Source organism: Affinundibacterium baiyunense, assembly GCF_018139645.1.
Classification (GTDB): domain Bacteria; phylum Pseudomonadota; class Gammaproteobacteria; order Burkholderiales; family Burkholderiaceae_D; genus Undibacterium; species Undibacterium baiyunense.
In genome coordinates this window covers 13840-33978 of the sequence record NZ_JAGSPM010000017.1, presented here as the reverse complement: position 1 = coordinate 33978, position 20139 = coordinate 13840, and the positions used below count along the sequence as shown (strand labels likewise).

The 20139-nt window shown below is 46.4% G+C and carries 23 protein-coding genes; 6 read left to right on the top strand and 17 right to left on the bottom strand.

Annotated elements, in window-relative coordinates; all coding sequences use genetic code 11:
• Together kamE and kal are read left to right on the top strand one after the other, a co-directional pair.
• Positions 1–765 (top strand): lysine 5,6-aminomutase subunit beta, encoded by a 765-nt coding sequence (gene kamE, locus KDM92_RS17910; protein ID WP_229827340.1) that lies wholly within the window; start codon positions 1–3, stop codon positions 763–765.
• Between the two features lie 209 nt (positions 766–974).
• Complete coding sequence (gene kal, locus KDM92_RS17905; protein ID WP_212685727.1) at positions 975–1382, top strand: 3-aminobutyryl-CoA ammonia lyase; 408 nt, start codon at positions 975–977, stop codon at positions 1380–1382.
• A gap of 338 nt (positions 1383–1720) precedes the next feature.
• Here the strand turns inward: kal and KDM92_RS17900 are convergent, their stop codons facing one another.
• Positions 1721–2143: a hypothetical protein gene (locus KDM92_RS17900; protein WP_212685726.1), complete on the bottom strand. Its 423-nt coding sequence runs from the start codon at positions 2141–2143 to the stop codon at positions 1721–1723.
• Between KDM92_RS17900 and kce the strand changes: the two genes are divergently transcribed.
• Positions 2130–2951, top strand: a complete 822-nt coding sequence (gene kce / locus KDM92_RS17895) for a 3-keto-5-aminohexanoate cleavage enzyme (protein ID WP_212685725.1) — start codon at positions 2130–2132, stop codon at positions 2949–2951. The genes KDM92_RS17900 and kce overlap by 14 nt on opposite strands.
• 83 nt (positions 2952–3034) lie before the next feature.
• Here the strand turns inward: kce and KDM92_RS17890 are convergent, their stop codons facing one another.
• The 16 genes from KDM92_RS17890 to KDM92_RS17815 all read right to left on the bottom strand — a co-directional run bounded on the left by KDM92_RS17890 (position 3035) and on the right by KDM92_RS17815 (position 17077).
• Positions 3035–3409, bottom strand: a complete 375-nt coding sequence (locus KDM92_RS17890; protein WP_212685724.1) for a hypothetical protein — start codon at positions 3407–3409, stop codon at positions 3035–3037.
• Between the two features lie 17 nt (positions 3410–3426).
• Positions 3427–4506, bottom strand: a complete 1080-nt coding sequence (gene prfA, locus KDM92_RS17885) for a peptide chain release factor 1 (protein ID WP_212685723.1) — start codon at positions 4504–4506, stop codon at positions 3427–3429.
• 135 nt (positions 4507–4641) lie between these two features.
• The gene (hemA, locus tag KDM92_RS17880; RefSeq protein ID WP_212685722.1) at positions 4642–5916 is read right to left on the bottom strand and encodes a glutamyl-tRNA reductase; all 1275 of its coding nucleotides are present in this window, start codon (positions 5914–5916) and stop codon (positions 4642–4644) included.
• A 90-nt stretch (positions 5917–6006) separates the two neighbouring features.
• A complete protein-coding gene (locus tag KDM92_RS17875) occupies positions 6007–8544 on the bottom strand; it encodes a CHASE2 domain-containing protein (protein WP_212685721.1) in 2538 nt (845 codons plus the stop codon).
• A 27-nt stretch (positions 8545–8571) separates the two neighbouring features.
• Positions 8572–10287: a FecR domain-containing protein gene (locus tag KDM92_RS17870; protein WP_212685720.1), complete on the bottom strand. Its 1716-nt coding sequence runs from the start codon at positions 10285–10287 to the stop codon at positions 8572–8574.
• Between the two features lie 331 nt (positions 10288–10618).
• Complete coding sequence (locus tag KDM92_RS17865; protein ID WP_189347673.1) at positions 10619–11311, bottom strand: response regulator transcription factor; 693 nt, start codon at positions 11309–11311, stop codon at positions 10619–10621.
• A gap of 83 nt (positions 11312–11394) precedes the next feature.
• A complete protein-coding gene (minE, locus tag KDM92_RS17860; RefSeq protein ID WP_189347675.1) occupies positions 11395–11661 on the bottom strand; it encodes a cell division topological specificity factor MinE in 267 nt (88 codons plus the stop codon).
• Between the two features lies 1 nt (position 11662).
• On the bottom strand, positions 11663–12478 hold the full coding sequence (gene minD, locus KDM92_RS17855; protein ID WP_189347677.1) for a septum site-determining protein MinD: 816 nt from the start codon (positions 12476–12478) through the stop codon (positions 11663–11665).
• A gap of 71 nt (positions 12479–12549) precedes the next feature.
• Positions 12550–13314, bottom strand: a complete 765-nt coding sequence (gene minC, locus KDM92_RS17850; RefSeq protein ID WP_212685719.1) for a septum site-determining protein MinC — start codon at positions 13312–13314, stop codon at positions 12550–12552.
• A complete protein-coding gene (locus KDM92_RS17845) occupies positions 13304–13699 on the bottom strand; it encodes a hypothetical protein (RefSeq protein WP_212685718.1) in 396 nt (131 codons plus the stop codon). The genes minC and KDM92_RS17845 overlap by 11 nt, the downstream gene beginning before the upstream one ends.
• 27 nt (positions 13700–13726) lie before the next feature.
• Positions 13727–14008 (bottom strand): hypothetical protein, encoded by a 282-nt coding sequence (locus KDM92_RS17840; RefSeq protein ID WP_212685717.1) that lies wholly within the window; start codon positions 14006–14008, stop codon positions 13727–13729.
• A 297-nt stretch (positions 14009–14305) separates the two neighbouring features.
• Positions 14306–14608: a hypothetical protein gene (locus tag KDM92_RS17835; RefSeq protein ID WP_212685716.1), complete on the bottom strand. Its 303-nt coding sequence runs from the start codon at positions 14606–14608 to the stop codon at positions 14306–14308.
• A gap of 226 nt (positions 14609–14834) precedes the next feature.
• Positions 14835–15821, bottom strand: coding sequence for a lipoyl synthase (gene lipA, locus KDM92_RS17830; protein WP_212685715.1), 987 nt, complete (start codon positions 15819–15821; stop codon positions 14835–14837).
• Between the two features lie 19 nt (positions 15822–15840).
• Complete coding sequence (gene lipB / locus KDM92_RS17825) at positions 15841–16497, bottom strand: lipoyl(octanoyl) transferase LipB (RefSeq protein ID WP_212685714.1); 657 nt, start codon at positions 16495–16497, stop codon at positions 15841–15843.
• Positions 16494–16721: a hypothetical protein gene (locus KDM92_RS17820; RefSeq protein WP_212685713.1), complete on the bottom strand. Its 228-nt coding sequence runs from the start codon at positions 16719–16721 to the stop codon at positions 16494–16496. The genes lipB and KDM92_RS17820 overlap by 4 nt, the downstream gene beginning before the upstream one ends.
• An 80-nt stretch (positions 16722–16801) precedes the next feature.
• Complete coding sequence (locus KDM92_RS17815; RefSeq protein WP_212685712.1) at positions 16802–17077, bottom strand: HP0495 family protein; 276 nt, start codon at positions 17075–17077, stop codon at positions 16802–16804.
• A gap of 349 nt (positions 17078–17426) precedes the next feature.
• On the opposite strand from KDM92_RS17815, the gene KDM92_RS17810 reads away from it, so the two are divergent.
• Genes KDM92_RS17810 through KDM92_RS17800 form a run of 3 tightly spaced genes read left to right on the top strand, consistent with a single transcriptional unit; the run spans position 17427 to position 20078 of the window.
• Positions 17427–18419 carry a DUF2157 domain-containing protein gene (locus KDM92_RS17810; protein ID WP_212685711.1) on the top strand — a complete coding sequence of 331 codons (993 nt, stop codon included), beginning with the start codon at positions 17427–17429 and terminating at the stop codon, positions 18417–18419.
• Positions 18416–19534 carry a DUF4401 domain-containing protein gene (locus KDM92_RS17805; protein WP_212685710.1) on the top strand — a complete coding sequence of 373 codons (1119 nt, stop codon included), beginning with the start codon at positions 18416–18418 and terminating at the stop codon, positions 19532–19534. Before KDM92_RS17810 ends, KDM92_RS17805 begins: the two co-directional genes overlap by 4 nt.
• The gene (locus KDM92_RS17800; RefSeq protein WP_212685709.1) at positions 19521–20078 is read left to right on the top strand and encodes a GDYXXLXY domain-containing protein; all 558 of its coding nucleotides are present in this window, start codon (positions 19521–19523) and stop codon (positions 20076–20078) included. Before KDM92_RS17805 ends, KDM92_RS17800 begins: the two co-directional genes overlap by 14 nt.
• The last annotated feature ends 61 nt before the right edge of the window (positions 20079–20139 follow it).

The following is a 20139-nucleotide window of genomic DNA, read 5'->3' as shown; positions in this document are numbered from 1 at the left end:
ATGACAACAATGGCAGATATCAAAAAACCAGAACAATGGGTTAAGCCTTACGGCGACACCATGAATGATGGTCGCGTACAAGTTTCTTTCACCTTACCGGTTGCACTCGATGAAACTTCAAAAGAAGGTGCTAAGCGCTTAGCACTGTTGATGGGTTTAGAAGAGCCAGCGGTCGTCCACAGCGAAGACATGGGTAAGGGTTTTAGCTTTTACGTCGTGTATGGTCAGTGCAAACATCAAGTCGATTTATCGAGCTTCCAAGTCGTCAAGCCAGAATATGAAACCTTGGATAAAGACGCGATCAATGCCTTGATCGCGGAAAAAATGGGACGTCGTATGGTCGTCATTGGCGCGTGTATCGAGACCGACGCGCACACCGTCGGTATCGACGCGATCATGAATATGAAGGGTTATAACGGCCACAAAGGCTTAGAAAGCTATCATGAAGTTCGCGCGATCAATATGGGCGCACAAGTCGATTCAGAAGAATTGATCGCCCGTGCGATTGAAGAAAAAGCCGACGTGATTTTGGTGTCGCAAGTGGTGACACAAAAAAATATTCACCTCGATAATTTGACGAAATTATCCGATTTGTTAGAAGCAGAAGGCTTGCGTGATAAAGTGATCTTGGTGGTCGGTGGCCCACGTATTTCGCATGAATTAGCGAAGGAGTTGGGTTACGATGCGGGCTTCGGTACCAAGTCTTACGCAGAAGACGTCGCTTCTTTTGCGATTCATGAGTGGATTAAACGTCACGCTGCTTAAGTGAATTTAGGTCCCCTCTCCCGCAAGCGGGAGAGGGCTAGGGTGAGGGGGATTCAGAAACGAAATTATGTGTTTGAAACATAGCCATAATTGTTGAATGTTTTGTTCTTCGAAAATTTTGTTAGTGTGCGCTGAACCACCCTCATCCCCAACCCTTCTCCCGCTTGCGGGAGAAGGGAGCGCTGAACAGAATTTGAAAGAGGTAATGAATGGAAGATTTATCCAAATACACGAGTTTAATCCGTCTGCGTATGGGTTCGCACGACGCGCACTATGCAGGTGATCTGGTCGATGGCGCGAAGATGTTGAATTTGTTTGGCGATGTCGCGACGGAATTATTGATTCGTAGTGACGGTGATGAAGGCTTGTTTGTCGCGTATGACAATGTGCAGTTCATGGCGCCAGTGTTTGCTGGCGATTACATAGAAGCGACAGGTCGTATTGTTTCTATGGGCAAGACTTCACGCAAGATGGAATTTGAAGCGCGTAAGGTGATTTCTCCTGCGAAGATTGCTGGACAGGTTTCTGCAGCTGATGTGTTGGCTGAGCCTGTTGTTGTTTGTAAGGCTTCTGGGACTTGTGTGGTGCCGGCGGATTTTCAGCGAGTGAAACGCTGATTGTTTTTATTTTGCAATTCGGAATTGTAGGGCGGGTGCAACCCGCGTTGCTTTGTTTTTTTGAGCCTTGATTTGATGTCTTTTGTTGTTTGTCGGTTAGTAGGTCGGGTGTGGCCCGACGGCCACTTACCTTTTTTGCTTCGCCAAAAAAGGTAAGCCAAAAAAGGCGACCGTAGACTCGCCCTTCGGGTGCTTACGCTACGCTCCAGCATAATTTGTGCGTCACAAAAAATGGGAAAGTGTCGAAACTCGCTACGCTCAAACAACGACACTTTCTTATCCATTTTCTGTGAAGCACAAATTGCATCGTCGCAAACGGTGGTAGGTCAAAGGCAAAGTCAAATGCAACGACCTACGACCGCAATGAGAAAAATGAATGATGTTCGATCTTGATTGTTTTGGTGTTGCTGTTGATTTTGACTTAGTTTTTGATTTTGATCTTCATCCACTTCTGACACTGCCAATTGTGCAAGACAGAAAATGGATAAAGAAAGCTTCGTTGTTTGAGCGAAGCGAGTTTCGAAGCTTTCCCATTTTTTGTCTTGCATAATTGGGAACCCGAAGGGCAGTGGCAGCGTGGTCGCCTTTTTTGGGTTACCTTTTTTGGCGAAGCAAAAAAGGTAACTAGCTGTCGGGCTACCCCCGACCAGTGAACGATCAGCAAATGCGAACGCGAGTACGAAGTGTAAAAAAACAGCGCGGGTTGCACCCGCCCTACAAATTATCAAATAACAAGAGGTAAACACCATGGAAAAACTCATCATCACAGCCGCCCTAACCGGCGCAGAAGTCACCCGCGAACAACAACCAAACCTCCCCATCACCCCAGACGAAATCGCCGACGCCGCATTCGAATGCGCCAAAGCTGGTGCTTCCATCGTTCACGTACACGGACGTTACGATGACGGCACGCCAACCCAAGATAAAGAAGTCTATCGCCAGATCATTAGCAAAGTACGCGAACGTTGCGATGTGATCGTACAGGTTTCAACTGGTGGTGCGGTCGGTATGACGGCACAAGAACGTCTCGCGCCAGTCACGCTCAAACCAGAGATGGCAACCCTGTCGATGGGCTCAGTCAATTTCGGTAACGACGTGTTTATGAATCATCCCGACGACATGGATATTTTCGCAGCGACGATGAAAGACTTGGGCGTTAAAATCGAATACGAAGTGTTCGACACCGGCATGATCACCACCGTGAATCGCTGGTTGAAAAAAGGTTTAATCACCGCGCCATTACACGTCGATTTCGTACTAGGTATTCCTGGTGCAATGGCGGGTACGCCAGAAGCCTTGATGTATATGCGTTCGCAATTGCCAGCAGAGGCAAGTTGGACCGTTGCAGGAATCGGTGCTGCGCAATTGCCACTAGCGACTATGGCAATCATCCTCGGTGGTCACGTGCGTGTTGGTTTTGAAGATAACGTGTATTACCGCAAAGGTGAACTCGCTACCAGCAATGCACAATTAGTAGAGCGCGTGGCACGCATCAGTCGTGAACATGATAGAGCAGTGGCGACTCCGGATGAAGCGCGTAAGATTTTGGGAATGCCAGTGTTGATGTGAACTGCCTGAGCTGTAAGAAGAGCGCAAATATGAGAGCTTGTTCGTATTTGCGTTTCCTTACCTCATGTTTAATTTGCATCGATCTAGTTGTTACTAATTTCAGATCCATAGTTTAGTGTAAGGCGATACCAAGATAACAAGGGGGAAATTTCATTTTCCAAACCTTTGTCTTTCGCAATTGGTAGTAACACGTTTAATGCAGCAATTAGACCATCGGGTGCTTGGGTAGTTTCACTGATTCTCGCAAAATCCATCGCTAGCCAGCAGCAGGTTGCGAATGCATATTGATCGTTCTGATGTGATGCAACCTTCAAGATATCTACGATAGTTTCAAATGCAACAGGCGGTGTGATTCCAACCACAGCTCTTTCTCGAAAAGTGGTTAAAGCCCATTCGTCAGCCGACAGAAGTTTTAATGCCTCTGATACTTGTATTGCAAAGGATTCTGTTGAGCTCATAGTCGCCTTGGTATATCTTATTCATCCCCCAAACTAGCCAACAACTCAGCCTGATGCTCAGCCACCAGTGCATTGGTCAGTTCGGTTAAATCACCGTCCATAATGAAATCAAGCTTGTACAAAGTCAGATTGATACGATGATCGGTCATGCGACCTTGTGGATAGTTGTAAGTGCGGATACGTTCGCTGCGATCACCTGAGCCGATTAGGCTCTTACGCGTGGCGGCTTCTTCGGCTTGTTTTTTGCGCAGTTGACCGTCCATGATGCGAGTCGCCAACACGCGCATCGCTTGTGCTTTGTTTTGATGTTGACTACGACCATCTTGGCATTCCACTACGATGCCGGTTGGGATGTGCGTCAAACGCACTGCCGAATCCGTTTTATTGATGTGCTGACCACCAGCACCTGATGCGCGGAAAGTATCGATACGCAAATCGGCATTGTTGATCACGACGTCGGTCAGTTCATCCGCTTCTGGCATGACTGCGACGGTACAAGCTGAAGTATGAATCCTACCTTGGGTTTCTGTTGCTGGTACGCGTTGTACACGGTGCCCGCCGGATTCAAATTTGAGTTTGGAGTACGCGCCAAAACCGGCGATACGAATGATTACCTCTTTGTAGCCACCGAGTTCTGATGGTGATTCCGACATGACTTCGATTTGCCAGCGATTGCGTTCGGCGAAGCGGGTGTACATGCGCAGTAAGTCGCCTGCGAATAAGGCCGCTTCATCACCACCTGTACCAGCGCGGATCTCTAACAAAATATTGCGTTCATCGTTAGGATCTCTCGGTAGCAACATGGTTTGCAATTCGCGTTGCAATGCTTCGATACGATCTTTCGCTGCTTGGATTTCTTCCTGCGCGAATTCTTTCATGTCGGGATCATTCAACATCTCTTGCGCTTCGACGATGTCGCTTTGCGCTTGCTGATAGTTGTGATACAGCGCGACCAAAGGCTCTAGCTCGGCGTGTTCACGATTGAGCTTGCGGTAAGCGTCCATATCATTGGTGACGCCTTCTTGTACCAGCAATTGACCAACTTCAACTAGACGTTCAGAGAGTTGATCGAGTTTATGTAGCATGGATGGTTTCATGATTTTTTCTCTTTATGCTTGCTTGGCTCGTTCGTGAGACCTTAAATCTCGTTGAGCCGTAATTAATTGAATTGAGAGTATCGTCGTGATGACGCTAGAGCATGCGCAAAGGCATGCGTAGAATGCTGGAGGTAGCTAACGCTTAGTGCGGAATAATTGTGGCAGCAGGCGCACCAGATGTGCTCGCTCTTCGCCGTGTGCTTGATGCAAGGCTTGTTGTGGACCGTGCAAAAATTTTGCAGTAATGCCTTTGGAAAGAGCTTCCAAAACCACTTCAATATCGTCACCACGTGCCAGCATTTTGCGGGCGCGTTCTAATTCATGTTGACGAACTTGCTCACCGCTTTCGTGTAAATCTTGGATCACAGGAACCACGTGACGACCATCGACCCAATGCATAAACGATTGCACGCGGGTTTCGATAATCGCTTCGGCTTGCGCTACTGCGGCGTGACGATTTTCTAAACCGCTTTGCACTACGCTGGCGAGATCATCGACTGTGTACAAAAACACGTCATCCAACTTGGCAACTTCTGATTCGATATCGCGTGGTACCGCGAGATCAACCATAAAGATTGGGCGATGCTTACGCGCTTTGATTGCACGCTCGACCAAGCCTAAACCAATGATAGGTAAGGACGAAGCTGTGCAAGAAATAATGATGTCGAATTCATGCAAGCAATTTGGTAATTCGGCTAAGCGAATCGCCTTACCGCCAAAACGATTGGCGAGGGTTTCGCCACGTTCTAAAGTACGATTCGCAATCGTGATGGTCTTAGGATTCTGCGCAGCAAAGTGGGTTGCGCATAGTTCTATCATTTCACCTGCGCCGATAAACAAGACTTTTTGATCGGCGATTTTGTCGAAAATGCGTTGAGACAAGCGTACTGCAGCGGCCGCCATCGACACACTGTGCGCGCCGATTTCAGTCGTGCTGCGGACTTCTTTGGCGACTGCAAAAGTGCGTTGGAACAGTTGATGCAGATAAGTACCAAGCCCACCTGCCTCATCAGACTGGCGTACTGCTTCTTTCATCTGTCCTAAAATTTGTGGCTCGCCCAATACCATAGAATCTAAACCAGATGCGACGCGGAACGCGTGACGCACTGCATTGTCTTGCGGTAGCGTGTACAGATGATGCCGCAAATCTGCGTAAGGCAGCTTGTGAAAATCGGCCAAGAAATGCGCAGTCATATCGATAGGATTATCGACATCAGCAACGGCATACAGTTCGGTACGATTGCAAGTCGATAAGACCGCGGTCTCAGGTGCATGTGCTGCACCGTTGCGCGCAAACCATGAGCGCGCGCCAACCACCGCCTGAGAAATTTGCTCAGGCGAGAAGGCAACCTTTTCTCGTAGCGAGACAGGTGCAGTCGTGTGATTGAGGCCGACGGCGAGTAATTGCATAGGATTCTTTGGTGTGAGGGCGCCATTATAGCGCGACTCGCTTACTAGTTCACGGCTGGCTTATGCTTCTTGCGTAATATCAATTAATAATTAAATATTATTTGCAGGAATAGTAATCGTAAAACAAGTCCCTTCGCCCGGCACACTGGTAAAACTGATATGTGCAAAATGGCGGTCGATGACGGTTTTTACAAAGACCATACCAAGCCCGATACCGTCATTCTTGATTTGGTCTGCGCCCTTGCCGTGTCCGAGGCGTTGAAACCGTTGAAACAGACGGCTTTGATCCGAGCGCGCGATTCCATAGCCTTGGTCTTGTATGCTACAAACGATGCTGTCATTTAGACTTTCTGACGCAAAAGCTAAGCTGCATGTCACGGTGGTATCGCAAGGGCTGTACTTGATGGCATTCGAGAGTAGATTGGTCAATACGCGTGTCATTAAGCTGCGGTCGACGCGCACAGGATATTCACCATCAGGAATTTCTGTGACGATGCGGATGCGTTTGGATTTTGCCAGCGTCCACATCTCTTCAGTTGCATCGAGCAAGAGGTCTTGGAAATCAAGTTCGGTGTATCGATATTCATTGGATTCTGCGTGCGCCAGTTGGACAAAATTATCTGCAAGGCCTAAGGTTGTGTTCGATGCTTTTTCGATTCGACTTAAAAATTCTTCATGTTCGATCGCGGTTTTTGGATTTTTTTGTAACTCGATTAAGGCCAAGATTGAAGCTTGTGGAGCGCGCATATCGTGTGAAATGAAATGTAAAGTTTCATCGCGACGACGCTCTGCTTGCCGAATTTCTGAGATATCTAGAATGCTAATGATCCAACCAATCAAAACGTGTTGGCCAGAATAGCAGGGCGCACTTTTGATAATTAAGTCGCGGTTTTTGGGATCGACGACTTCAACGCCTTTCATCAAAATATCGCTTTGATTTAAATCGAGGATATGCCACCAACTAAAGCTTTCGCGCTCGCCTGTATAGAGGGTGTGTGGGTGGCTCATATTTGAGAAAAGATACGGTACAAGCGTATCAATCACATGCGGCATGCCGATGCTCTTGAAATATGCCAGCGCCGCTGGATTGGCTAGTACCACGTTGCCGTCAGTAGTGGTGACCATGGTTGCATCGGGTAAGCTAGTTAAGCTATCGGTGACAAATTGACGTAGATCGCGCACCCGCCGTGCTGCTGCTTGAATAGCGCTGAAATGACGTTCTAATTTATCTTGAATTGCGCGGCGTACTGGCACTTTGGCGCCATGTGCTAATGTCAAATCTGGATTGAATTCTGGCAGCAAATGCGGCTCTTGATCGAGTAAAACAAATTCTTTTCCTAAGAAACTAATAGTCGCTTCTAGCCGACGCCAACTCCACAGTGGATAAGCAATAATCAACATCAAAACACTGACCGCGGGTGGAAACCAAAAGCCCCAATGGATGAGAATCACACTGGCAGAAATCGTTGCCAGAATCAAACCGAGTACCGTAAAAAACGCAATTCTTGGTGAGAAAAACAGAAAGCTGAGCAAGGCCAAGCTAATCACTAAAACGCTCATCAAAATCACTTGCCATGCTTGTGCTTTGATAATTGAACGTCCATCTAATAGACTCGCCAAAATATTCGCATTGATTTCAATCCCAGATAACACACCTTGATTCGTGGTAACTGGAGTGGGAAATGCATCGGCCATACCTTGTGCCGTGGTGCCAATTAATACGTATTTGTCGCGGAAAAATTCTGCGGGAACTTCGCCACGTAACACGGCGACATAGGGGACGCTGGTGAAGTGTCCGCTGCCACCGTAATAAGGTATGTGCAATTGAAAATTGCGGTGCCAAATACCGGCGGTGGTGTTGCTGGAATTGGTTTGCCGTGTGTTGACGGGTAAATCGGATGGGCTGATCTGTTTAATTGATGTTGCGTCTTTGGCGTTCTTCGTATTTTTAGTGTTGTCGCTGAGGTTTGTTTCGCGCTCAAATTTTTGACCAATTTCATACAGTGCTAAGGAAAAATGTGGCCACCAAAGTCCTTGCGTTCCTTCTTTTAGAAAAACACTGCGAGCGACACCGTCTTCATCTAATTCAATATGAATATGCCCCATCATAGCGGCCGCTTGTGCCAGCATTGGTGTGGCTTGCACAGCTTGCAATCCACGACCTGCATTGATCGAGACTAATGGCAATACAACGCGTTGACTCGCAGTTAAAGCTTGCGCCAGAAGTTGATCGCCATTTGGGTTGTCTGGACTCGCTGTTTCTGATTCGGCAAATACGATATCGACGCCGATAGCACGAGGTTTAGCAGCGTTTAATTTTTGAATTAAGTCGGCATGACGTGCGCGTGGCCAAGGCCATTTACCTAACTCAGCTAAACTGAAATCATCAATCGCAACGATAATAATATCGTCGCGAGCAGGCGTACTTTGATTGCGCAATAGCAGATCGTAAGCGGTTTGATCCAATCGCTGCAATCCATTGAACGTGCTTAATACGATCGTTAGGATCAATAAAAACAGCGTCAAAATGATCCATTCATGTAGCGCAATTGCTTGCCGCTGTTTGCGACGTCGCCCGAAGTTCGTATTGACGCGATGTTCTGCTTGATGTGCTGATTCGCTCAACATGAACTTGGTCTGCCTTTAGGTTGAGATTTATTTATTGGTAGTGGGTTTTTGTGGTTGAACCATACCGCCGAGTGATTCAAGCGAATCGCCGCTGCCGGTAGTCCAGCGCAATAGGATTTCAAATTTCTGTGGCTTGGAGAAGTTACCAATGAAGCGATCCGGATCGGTGGCTTGCACGCGAATATAGTAAATCCCCGGTTCTGGTCGTGCGATACTTAACTTGGCTTGATCCAGATTGCGACTTAAATAGATTTTTTTAAATTCGGGATCTTGTGCAATCTGAACCAAGAATGTCTGCCCAGGTTCGGATGGCCAGCCAAATTCCATTTGGTTTTGTCCAAGGTCGACCACTTCATTCATTGCTTGCGGTGCTAACAAGCGGAATGCTTGCGGCAATGAAAATGGGCCTTGATCGGGTTGTCCATTTTTCTCGACGATCGAGGCGACGCGCCAGTAATAATTTCCTACCGATAGTTTGTCGGTGTTGGCTTCTACGCCGGCAATATTATTTTGGTCGAGTACGATTTGTTTAAATTCAGCGTCACTTGCCACTTGCAAGCGATAAGCTTTCACTTCGCTTGCTTGCGTCCAATTAAAGTTCACACTGTCGGCGCGTACCTTATGTTTTGGACTTAATAAAAAAGGTGGCTCAGGCCGTGCTTTTAATCGGAATGCTTGCGTGCTTGGCATGCCTTCCAAGCCATTCTCATCAATCGCTGTAACGCGAATAAAGTAATTACCATCATCTAAGCCTTCGAAGCGGAAGCGCAAATCTTTATCGTTGGCTTCTGCAATCACATCCTGACTTTGTGCATCTCTGGAAATTTGTGCGTGATAAGCGACAGCTTTGGGTAAAGCTTGGACTGCAAATTGCAAAATGGGACGCTCTTGCAATTGAAATCCCGCTGTCAAACTAGGCGTAGGGAGTAAGGTGATTGCTTTGCCTACGCCAGCTTTGTTGACGATATTTCCTTGTCCTGCCGGCAGAACTAAAGCTTGAGGCTTTTCTTTATTGCCTACTGCCACACCACCTTCTAACACTTCATTCGCCACTTTGTCCTCATCTACACCAACGCGGAAATGCGTGCCACGCACACCTGCAATCGCCAATGGTGAGCTGACTTCAAAACGTCCTTTATTATTGTTTAATGGACTGACTTTCGATTCGACTTTTCCTTGAACTAATTTGATTAAGGTACGCGGGCTTTTGACGAACTGTGTCATACGCAGTTTTGATAAGCTGACCTGACTATTGGAGGGTACCGATACTCTAGAATTATCTGGAAGCTCAAACGTGACAAAACTGTTTTTCTCAGTTTTTATTTGGCTGCCTTCTAATACCACACTGCCCAAGGTGAGCGCGGATGTGCCGCCTTTGGGATTGGTTTCATTGACTTGACCAGCCAAGGCAATCACTGTGGCCTGGCTCGCCTCTTCCAACAGCAGATCCGCTGGAATCAAAATACCAGAGCCAATCGGGATAGTTCTATCATTACTGATTTTATTTAGCTTGCCTAAGACTTCCCAATTATTGGGTGTCGGTGTGAAGCGTTTCGCGATCGTCGTTAAAGTATCGCGTTCGAGCGCAAAATAAGTAATCCCTGCGCTATCTATTTGTACCGTACCAGGTTTTCCTTTGATTTTCTCCGCAGCGTGTAGCGGGGCGCCGCTAACTAGATACACCGCAGTTAGTGCCGCACAGGCGTATTTGGCAAATCGATCAAAGGAAATACGGTGATGCATAGCAATGCTCCAACAAATAATGAGAAGGATGATGATTTTGCTTGGTGGTCTTATCGTCGCAGAATAAATCGCGCAGGTATTGATTTGAAAAACAACGACGGCTTTACTTTAAGCTATGCCAACTCGTGCAGTCCAAGTTTTAATTCAGACTCAAATTTTATAAGCTCAGCGATTCGCCAATTTAGTGGTTCGCGCGTAATTATTTGTTTTGTCTGATGCAAATCATGCTGCGTTTAATCGCAATTCGAAATAGTAATTTTTACTAATTGCGTGGACAGCAAATAATCCTATAGTTTTAGCGCTAAGAATAAATCAGCTAGACAGCAGAACTTTAGTCTTTTGAGATTTGTTCCAGTCGATAACCGTAGCTGTACACCGGCGCGAGTCGATAGCCATTTTCTGGTCGCAAATCTAATTTACTGCGCACACGAGAGATGTGCGTATCCATCGTACGAGAAGGAATTTCGATATCACGTGACCATACTGCTTCCAGAATATAGGCGCGAGATAAGGGGCGGCCTAAGTTTTGAAATAGAACTAAGGCGAGATCAAATTCTTTTTGCGTTAATTCAATCGGGTTGCCATGCAATTTGGCGCGGCTTGCGCGCACGTCAAACTCGTAATGACCGAATGTGATAATTTCATTTGCGGTTTGGCTTGGATAGGCTCGGCGTAACAAGGCATTCACTCGCGCAATCAACTCGGCACGACGAATCGGCTTGATCATGTAATCATCCGCGCCTGCTGCCAGACCTGCCACGATATCATCCTCGCCAGAACGGCTAGTCATGAAAAGCACAGGCAAGGTCGTTGATAATTTTTCGCGCACCCAGTGCAAGATTTCGGTGCCGCTCAAGTCCGGTACTTGCCAATCAAGGATAAGCAAGTCATAGCTCTCTCTATGTAATTGATGCAGCATCGCTTTGCCGCTGGAAAACGGATGGCAAATATGACCTACATCCGTCAACGTCGCAACGGTTAGATCGAGTAAATTTTGATCATCATCCAGAATGGCAATTCGCATATTTTATTGAGTAAAAAGCTTGGTTACGAACAAAAAACAGAAAACTTGAACATACCGAATGTATGTTCAAGTTCTGGCGAGCGTTAAATGCGTGAATCCGCGTCAGGCAGGATGACGTTGACGTCTAACACTTCTAAATTACCTTGCTTATCCAATGAGACTTTAATGTCATCCGGATTTACTTTGGTGTACTTAGAAATGACGGCGATCAGTTCTTCGCGCAAGGCTGGCAAAAAATCATAGCCATCACGTCCTTCGTTACGTTCACGGGCAATAATGATTTGCAGACGTTCTTTCGCTGCGCTAGCACTTTTCGGCTGTGACTTAAACAAAAAATCAAGCAAAGCCATTTTACTTACCTCCGAAAATACGTTGCAGCAAACCTGGCTTTTCGTAATCGACGAAGCGTAATGGAGGTTGCTCTCCTAAGAAACGCGCGACGACATCAGTGTACGCCTCAGAAACATCACTACCTTTGACATGAATCGCTGGATTACCATGATTCGACGCGTGTAAAACTGCTTCGGATTCAGGAATCACACCAATCAGCGGAATCCGCAAAATTTCTTGTACGTCGGTGTAGGACAGCATTTCGCCAGCATCAACGCGTTTTGGTGAGTAACGTGTAATAAGCAAATGTTCTTTCACTGGCTCGCCACCTGCTTGCGCGCGTTTGGATTTTGCTTGGATGATGCCCAGAATACGATCTGAGTCACGTACCGAGGAAACCTCTGGATTTGTGACGACGATTGCTTCATCGGCGAACGTCAACGCCATCACAGCACCACGTTCGATACCTGCTGGCGAATCGCAGACGATGTATTCAAAATCCATTTTGATTAAATCATTCAGCACGCGCTCTACACCTTCTTCGGTCAGCGCATCTTTGTCGCGGGTTTGCGAAGCGGGCAGAATGAATAGATTGTCGCAATGTTTATCTTTAATCAACGCTTGATTTAATGTGGCTTCGCCACTGATGACATTGACTAGGTCATACACCACACGGCGTTCACAACCCATGATCAAATCGAGATTGCGCAGACCGACGTCGAAATCGAGAACGGCAGTTTTATGTCCACGCAGCGCTAAACCAGAAGCGAAACTAGCGCTTGATGTGGTCTTGCCTACACCGCCTTTACCGGATGTCACAACGATGATTCTTGCCACAGGGTACTCCTTTGTTGAACTTGATAATAACTAAGACGAAAAATGACGCAATTGTTAAAGCTGTTCTTTTATTAAGCTGATTTTAGTGATGATACTTCAATACTGTCACCGACAAGTTTGATTTGTACGGGTTGATTCGGTGTTAGCTTTGGAAAACCTGCATCAAATGTTTGATAAATACCCGCAATCGAGACTAATTCGGCTTCCATCGCTGTGGTAAAAATTCGCGCATCGGTATTTCCGCGCGCACCCGCCAAAGCGCGACCTCGTAAGGGTGCGTAGATGTGGATGCTGCCATCTGCAATTACCTCGGCACCATTATTCACCGATGCTGTAATAATTAAATCACAGCCACGGGCATAAATTCGTTGGCCTGCTCTTACTGGTGTATCAACGATCATCGCAGGGATATGTTCAACCGCAGCTGGCATTGATACGGGAGCTGGTGCGGGTGTCCTAGCTGCTGCTTGCTCGACTTTTGCTGGTGTGTTGGCTTGCTCTGGAATTTCTGGTTTTGCTTTGGTAACGACATCGATGCTTAAGCCATGTGCACGAATTGACGCATGTTGTTCTTCTGCTGCATTCCGCACCGCTACCGCATTCAGGCCACAAGATTTGAACAAACTAATAATCGCAGCCCAATCCAAACTTTCATGGGCAATGTTCTCTACATCGATAATCGCGAATTCGTCGTCAAAGAAATCGGGTGTACCGCCGGTCATTTCTTTCAGTGCGATTGCTAACTTTTCTAGTACGGCTTCGTTCAAAAGAACAGCAACTGCCACAACCGTGGATATTTTTATTTCTATAGGTTTGCGGGTCAGGCTATTTTGCATATTGCAGATCAATTAGGATTAAAAAATAAATTAAGCTTGGTGCTTGTTGCAAATATAGATTATCCATCTGGCTTAACAAATTATTTTGAAAATAAAGAAGATTGTTAGCGTCGATAAACTGCTTTGCTGCAACTCTATCATCTCGATAAAGCAATGATTTTTGCGCAGGCTCCATCCTACCAATTGATTGCCCACTTAGCAAAAAAACTGCGCAAAAAACGCGCAAAAGCTGCAGTTTGCTTGAATTTAGCGCTGCAATCCTTACACAGTTGAAAGAATGCTGGCTCTCAGCGCAGACATGCATCCGCGTAAGACCTAGATGGTCGTATTTTCTAGATAAGCAAAAGAGATAATTGTTGGTGTGTCGGCTGTGTGGTTCTTGCAAGAATAAATGGTGAAAAATTTTGTCGCCTTAAAATGGCAGGGCGTTTGCCTGATCGCGAGCACGACGACCAAAACTACGACGTCGACCATTGTTTTTCCGTGTGTCGATGTAAGGCTGACAGTTAAGGACGCGGCGTTCTTCTACACGGCGATCTACACCACTTCTTCTTTCGATTTGCGGCCAAGTTTTTGTAGGTGCTTGCTCCAAAGTTTCTGTTTTAGTTTGACTATTCAATATCTGTTCAGACGACGAGGCTTTGAGTGGCGTCGAGAAACTGTCGAAGATATGAAAAATTCGCATGAAACTCATGCAAGACCTCCATTGTTGATGCGAAATATTTTTTGAATGCATATTGCTGGAGCAGATTTCATGCCTGCTCCATGATGATTTTTTTTGCGCCTGAATTATAGGAAGCTTGTGGGCCGTCGTGGGGTGCCGAATGTGAACGATGTATAAATTGAGGGAAGTTTTTTAAGGTACATCGATTTTTTTTACATGTAAATGTTTTTGCCGTGTGTGCAAACATGTTGCTGTACTTTTGTTTTTGCTTAGTTTTAGTTTGGCAAAGCTACGCAAATCATCAACTTCGAAACATGAAATTAGGTTTTAGCCTTTTAATGAGATTGGGCGATACTTGCTTTGAATATCATCGGAGCGACGTCCGGCAGAACGTCGGCGGCCTTGCATTTTTCGGGTGTTGAGAAAAGTCGCTTGTTGTTTTTCACGCCGCTCTTGGGCGCGTCGATCTGCTTGTTGACGACGCTCTTCGATTACCTCAAGCCCAGCGTTGCTTGGTGTGGAGTTATTGATCCCGTTATCAACTGCGTTGGTACGTGCAAGCTCGTGTCGGTAGAGGTCGGCAGATGGTTGTTGATAGTCAAAGATACGAGTGAGTTGGAGCGGAAACATGATAGGCGTTAGTAAAAAGAACAGCACCTAGCAGTATCGGCAGTCTTCCGACAAACTTTAGAAATATCCTTAATAAACAATAACTTGCATTTTGGAAATGGATTGCACTAATAGATTGCACTAACAATTGATAAGCATGTTAAGCATAAAAAAACGGCATAGCTTGTGTCAGCTATGCCGTTGGAATTTACAAAAACTATTTTAGCAATGTTGATTGCTTCATTGCTTATTTCACATCAGTTCCTACCCCATGTGCTTGTTGATCAGCGTGGTAAGACGATCTCACCATAGCGCCCACTGCCGCGTGCGCGAAGCCCATTTTATAGGCTTCTTCTTCAAACATTTTGAACACATCAGGATGAACATAACGACGCACCGGCAAGTGGTGACCGCTTGGTGCGAGGTATTGACCGATTGTCAGCATGTCGACATTGTGGGCGCGCATATCGCGCATCACTTGCAAAATTTCTTCGTCCGTTTCACCCAAGCCAACCATGATGCCTGATTTGGTCGGTACATTTGGATGCTGCTCTTTGAAACGCTTGAGCAAGTTCAATGAGTATTCATAATCAGAACCCGGACGTGCTTCTTTGTATAAACGTGGTGCCGTCTCTAAATTATGATTCATCACGTCTGGTGGTGCCATGTTCAAGATTTCTAATGCACGATCCATACGACCACGGAAGTCAGGTGTCAGAATTTCGATGCGCGTCATTGGTGATAATTCACGGATTTTGGTGATGCATTCGGCAAAATGCGCTGCGCCACCATCGCGTAAATCATCGCGGTCAACGGAAGTGATGACCACATAGCTTAAGCGTAATTCAGCAATGGTTTTTGCCAGATTGAGCGGCTCATTGACATCGAGTGGATCAGGACGACCATGACCAACGTCGCAGAATGGGCAACGGCGTGTGCACTTGTCACCCATGATCATGAAAGTAGCCGTGCCTTTGCCGAAACATTCACCGATATTTGGACAAGTTGCTTCTTCGCAAACGGTGACTAGTTTATTTGCGCGCAGAATATCTTTGATTTCATAGAAGCGTGTGGTTGGAGAACCCGCTTTAACACGTATCCAATCAGGCTTAGGTAGACGTTCTGCTGGAACGATTTTGATAGGAATACGAGAAGTTTTACTCGCACCCTTTTGTTTTTCAGTTGGGTCGTAGTTGCTTTTATCTTCTGCGAGAGGCGTGTTTTCGGTAGTCATAGCTGAGTTCAAAGCCCAATTAAGCGGCGGTCAATAAATATTGTAAGCGTGTTGCTAAAGCTGTTTGTACTTGCGCAAGCGGTGCTTGTACTTGCAGGGTTTGCATATCGACAGTAGCAAGACCTGCATAGCCACAAGGATTAATCCAAGAAAATGGCTGTAGATCCATCGCGACATTTAAAGAAACACCATGATAAGTACAACCATTGGCACGCACTTTTAAGCCTAGCGCGGCAATTTTGGCTCCTTGCCATTGTCCTTCTTTGAGGTAAATTCCAGGCGCGCCAGCAATCCGTTCACCGGCGATATTATACGCTTCCAAGGTATCGATTACCGCCTGTTCAATCTGGTGTACAAATTCGCGAGCAAATAAACGACCTTTTGTGTGGCGTCGCTTGAGATCGATCAAGAGATAAATCACCACTTGGCCGGGCCCATGAAAAGTCACCTCACCGCCACGATCTGTTTGAATCACGGGAATGTCATGCGGCGCAAGCACATGGGATTGATCCGCACCCAAACCTAAGGTGAAAACAGGAGGGTGTTCAACAATCCATAATTCATCTGGCGTTTCTGCGGTGCGGGCATCCGTGAATGCACGCATGGCAGCAAAGCTGTCTTGGTAATTCTCTTGCCCGCGATGGCGAATCAAGATGGCTTGTGTGTCGGCTGTCATGTATGCTCCAACACACGTTTGACGGTGACACGTTGTATGAAGAATTGACCATTGATCACTTTGCGAAACGGTATGCCATCCAATACAAAGCCGGGGCCACCATTAGCGATCCAAGTTCGTGCTAGGCGATCAAATGCGACCAGATCTAAGCCAAGCATGGGCGCAGAAATGACAAAGCGTGCGCCTGCTTGTTGTTTGTCGACGATGGATTTTAAATCTGGCATAGTGAATTTAGGATCGCAGGGGAGCGAATTGTCCCTGCGCGGTGTTCGAAAGAGAAACTGGTGAGCGATTAATTCAGTGCTTATAGAACCATTTTAACCATAGGATGCGACGACAAAGCGCGATACAGATTATCGAGTTGTTCGCGATGAATGGCACGCACGGTGACTGTCAACGCTAAGTAATTGCCTTTGCTCGAAGGGCGCATCTCTAATTTTCCTGCATGAAAAGTCGGATCGTGAATCATCACTACCTCAACGATGGTTTGAGCAAATGATTCTTGCATGACGCCCATGACTTTGATCGGGAAGTCACAAGGATATTCGATAAGGCTGTCTTCAGGTTTGATTTCGCGCATGATAAAACTTCTTTAAAAGGCAAGCTGAGTGGAGGATTTGTAGGTAGTTCTCTAAGAAACGCTAAATTTAAGAGGATTTAAGTTGATGACTTCTACCCGTTTCTCGTGCCTAAATGGGGACTTTTCCGCCAAAAGCAATAGTTTGAACCCCTATCCTCTAGACTGCAAGCCTTGTTTCGCATGTGAGATGTAAAAGACTTATGACTTTGAATGTGAATAGCACCACTAGTTTAGTTGCGGCTTGCGCACCTTTGGGCGGCAAAACTTGCCACTTTGTCGTTTCTGCTCGACTAGTACGATGCTTAGGATGTTACTATTGTTGCATTGTTTTTTGTGAGAGGGAGGCGGGATGGAACAGCCAACGCAGATATTTGAATGGATCGCGCAAGGCCGAGTAAAGCATGGCAGTGAATTTCGAGCACTTGAATTAGCTGGAATACATCCCAAAACTAGCCAATGGCATCGATTTATTGAACAGATGTTGCTATGGTGCGGGGTGATTGCATTGGGAGCATCGTTGATTTTCTTTTTAGCTTATAACTGGCAATCGATGGGGCGATTTGCGAAATTCGCTTTAGCCGAAGTGGCTGTGCTTGGCGCCATGTTGGCGTGTTGGAAACTGGGCTTGGAGAGTACGGCTGGCAAAGCGAGTTTATTCATCGCTAGTCTGTTCACTGGCGGATTGCTGGCATTAGTCGGACAGACTTATCAAACTGGCGCTGATACCTATGAATTGTTCCGTGCGTGGGCGATCGCGTCTTTGGTATGGGTGCTGTTAGCGCGATTAAGTGCGCTGCATTTGTTTTGGCTAGGTCTGGTGAATTTGAGTGTACTTCTGTATTTTCAAACTTTTGGCGGCTTTTTTGGCCTGCTATTTAGTTCAAGCAGTCAGTTATGGACATTATTCATACTCAACGCAGTCGCCTTGATAGCTTGGGAGTTGCTGCGTTGGCGAGGCGTTTTGCATTTGCAGGAACGTTGGTCGGCTAGAGTGTTGGCGACCGCAGTTGGCGTGTTAGTAACGATGTTGATGTTAGACGCGATTTTTAGTCACGACGATGGCTACCTTTTACTGGCGAATTTATCGAATGTTCTAGCAACAGCGACTTATGCAGTTTGGGCTTGGCTAACTATGTGGGTCTATCGCAGAAAAGTGAAAGACTTGTTTGTGCTAGCAGGTTGGGTTTTGAGCTTAATTATTACGACTAATGCGTTCTTGACGCGATTAGTCGTCAATCACATGGAGTCGGTAGGCTTTTTAATGGTGAGTTTGATGATCATCGGTTCATCTGCTTTGGGCGGTATGTGGTTAAAGAAGGTGATGAAGGAGATGCAAGCATGAATACCCCACAACCCGCCTCTATGACGTCCGCAACAGTCTGGCAGCGTTTACTGCAAGCGAAATTGGTCGAGGGCGAAATGCCTGTAATTGATAAGACACAGAGTCTTACACAGCCTTGGTATATTCGCGTCATGCTTGGTTTCTCTGGTTGGCTTGGCGCATTGTTTTTGATGGGCTTTGTCGGCGTTTTTATGGGACTCGCTAGTGATCACGGGATCGTGACTGTTTGTATCGGTGCTGGCCTATGTACGCTTGCTTACACCTTATTTCGCGTACCGAAAAATACAGATTTCTTGTTGCAGTTTGCGCTGGCTGTGAGTCTTGCTGGACAAGGATTTTTTGTATTTGGCTTGTTTCAATTGTTTCGTAACGACGGTGCCGAAGTTTATCTGGTGATATTGCTGTTTGAAGTCGTTTTAACTGTTTATGTTTCGAACTGGATTCATCGTTTCTTAACAAGTTTGGGTGCAGTGTTCGCGGCTTATTTCTTTTTCCAACAATCCGCAATCTTCGGTCTCATGCATGGCTTGGTGGCATTGGCTGTTTGCGGCTTGTGGTGGTCGCCCTTGCTATTGCGTCGATCTGAATTATTACGCCCAGTCGCCTATGCTTTAGCCTTTGCTTTGTTGTGTACTGAAGGAGGGCGGTTTGTCACACGAATTTTGTTTGATGCTAATCATGGATGGTGGCTATTGCATGGCTGGCGCGTCGGTACCACGCTCGCCAATCTGGCGCTCATTATTTCGACTGTGTTGGTGCTGCGACGGCTACAGTTCGCGTTGAGTTCTTTGCCTGCGATACTGGGATTGTCGGCTGCCTTGTTGTTTAGTGGATTCTCGTATGTCGCACCAGGATTAAGTAGTGCGCTGTTATTGATTTTAATTGCGTATAGTTTTTCTGATCGCGTTTTGCTTGGAACAGGTCTGCTCGGTTTGCTGAGTTTTGTCTCGTATTATTACTATCAACTGCAGCATAGCTTGCTCTATAAATCGATCGTGTTGTTCAGCCTAGGCTTATTGCTGTTGGCAGCGCGCTTGTTATTGTGTCGCCTTTTTCCAGAATCCAGTTTGGCGGATACGCATAATCAGAAGGAGTCTGCACATGATTCAATTTAAGCTCAGAAGCAAAGCCAGAGTGTGGTTGGCAGTGTTGGCCGGTATCTTGGTTTTGATTGCAGTGAATGTATCGATCTATCAACGTGAACAATTACTTCAGCATGGTCGTTTTGTTTTGCTCGAATTAGCACCGGTGGATCCACGCTCCTTGATGCAAGGCGATTACATGGCATTACGTTTTGAAGTAGCAAACCAAGCTTTTCCCAATTCGACGTGGAGGCGGGCGAACAATCATGAAAACCTGAGTGCGATGGCGTCGGATGGTGCGATTGTGGTGCGATTAGATCAACACCAAGTAGGGCGTTTTCAACGCATCGCGAAGCCACAAGAAATATTGGCAGCGAATGAGGTCTTGATGCGCTATCGGATTCGGAATGATCAAGTGAAATTTGCCACCAATGCGTTTTTCTTTGAAGAGGGGCAAGCGCAGCTTTACGAAAAGGCGCGTTATGGAGGATTTCGTGTCTCAGCGAACGGCGATATGTTATTGCATTCCATGCATGCGGCTGATTACACGCTGTTGAAAAAGCAAGCGGACGAATAAAGAAATCGACAATTCAAGCTGAAAAAAGGATTGCGAAACGCAAGCGCAAATTCTTGTATGA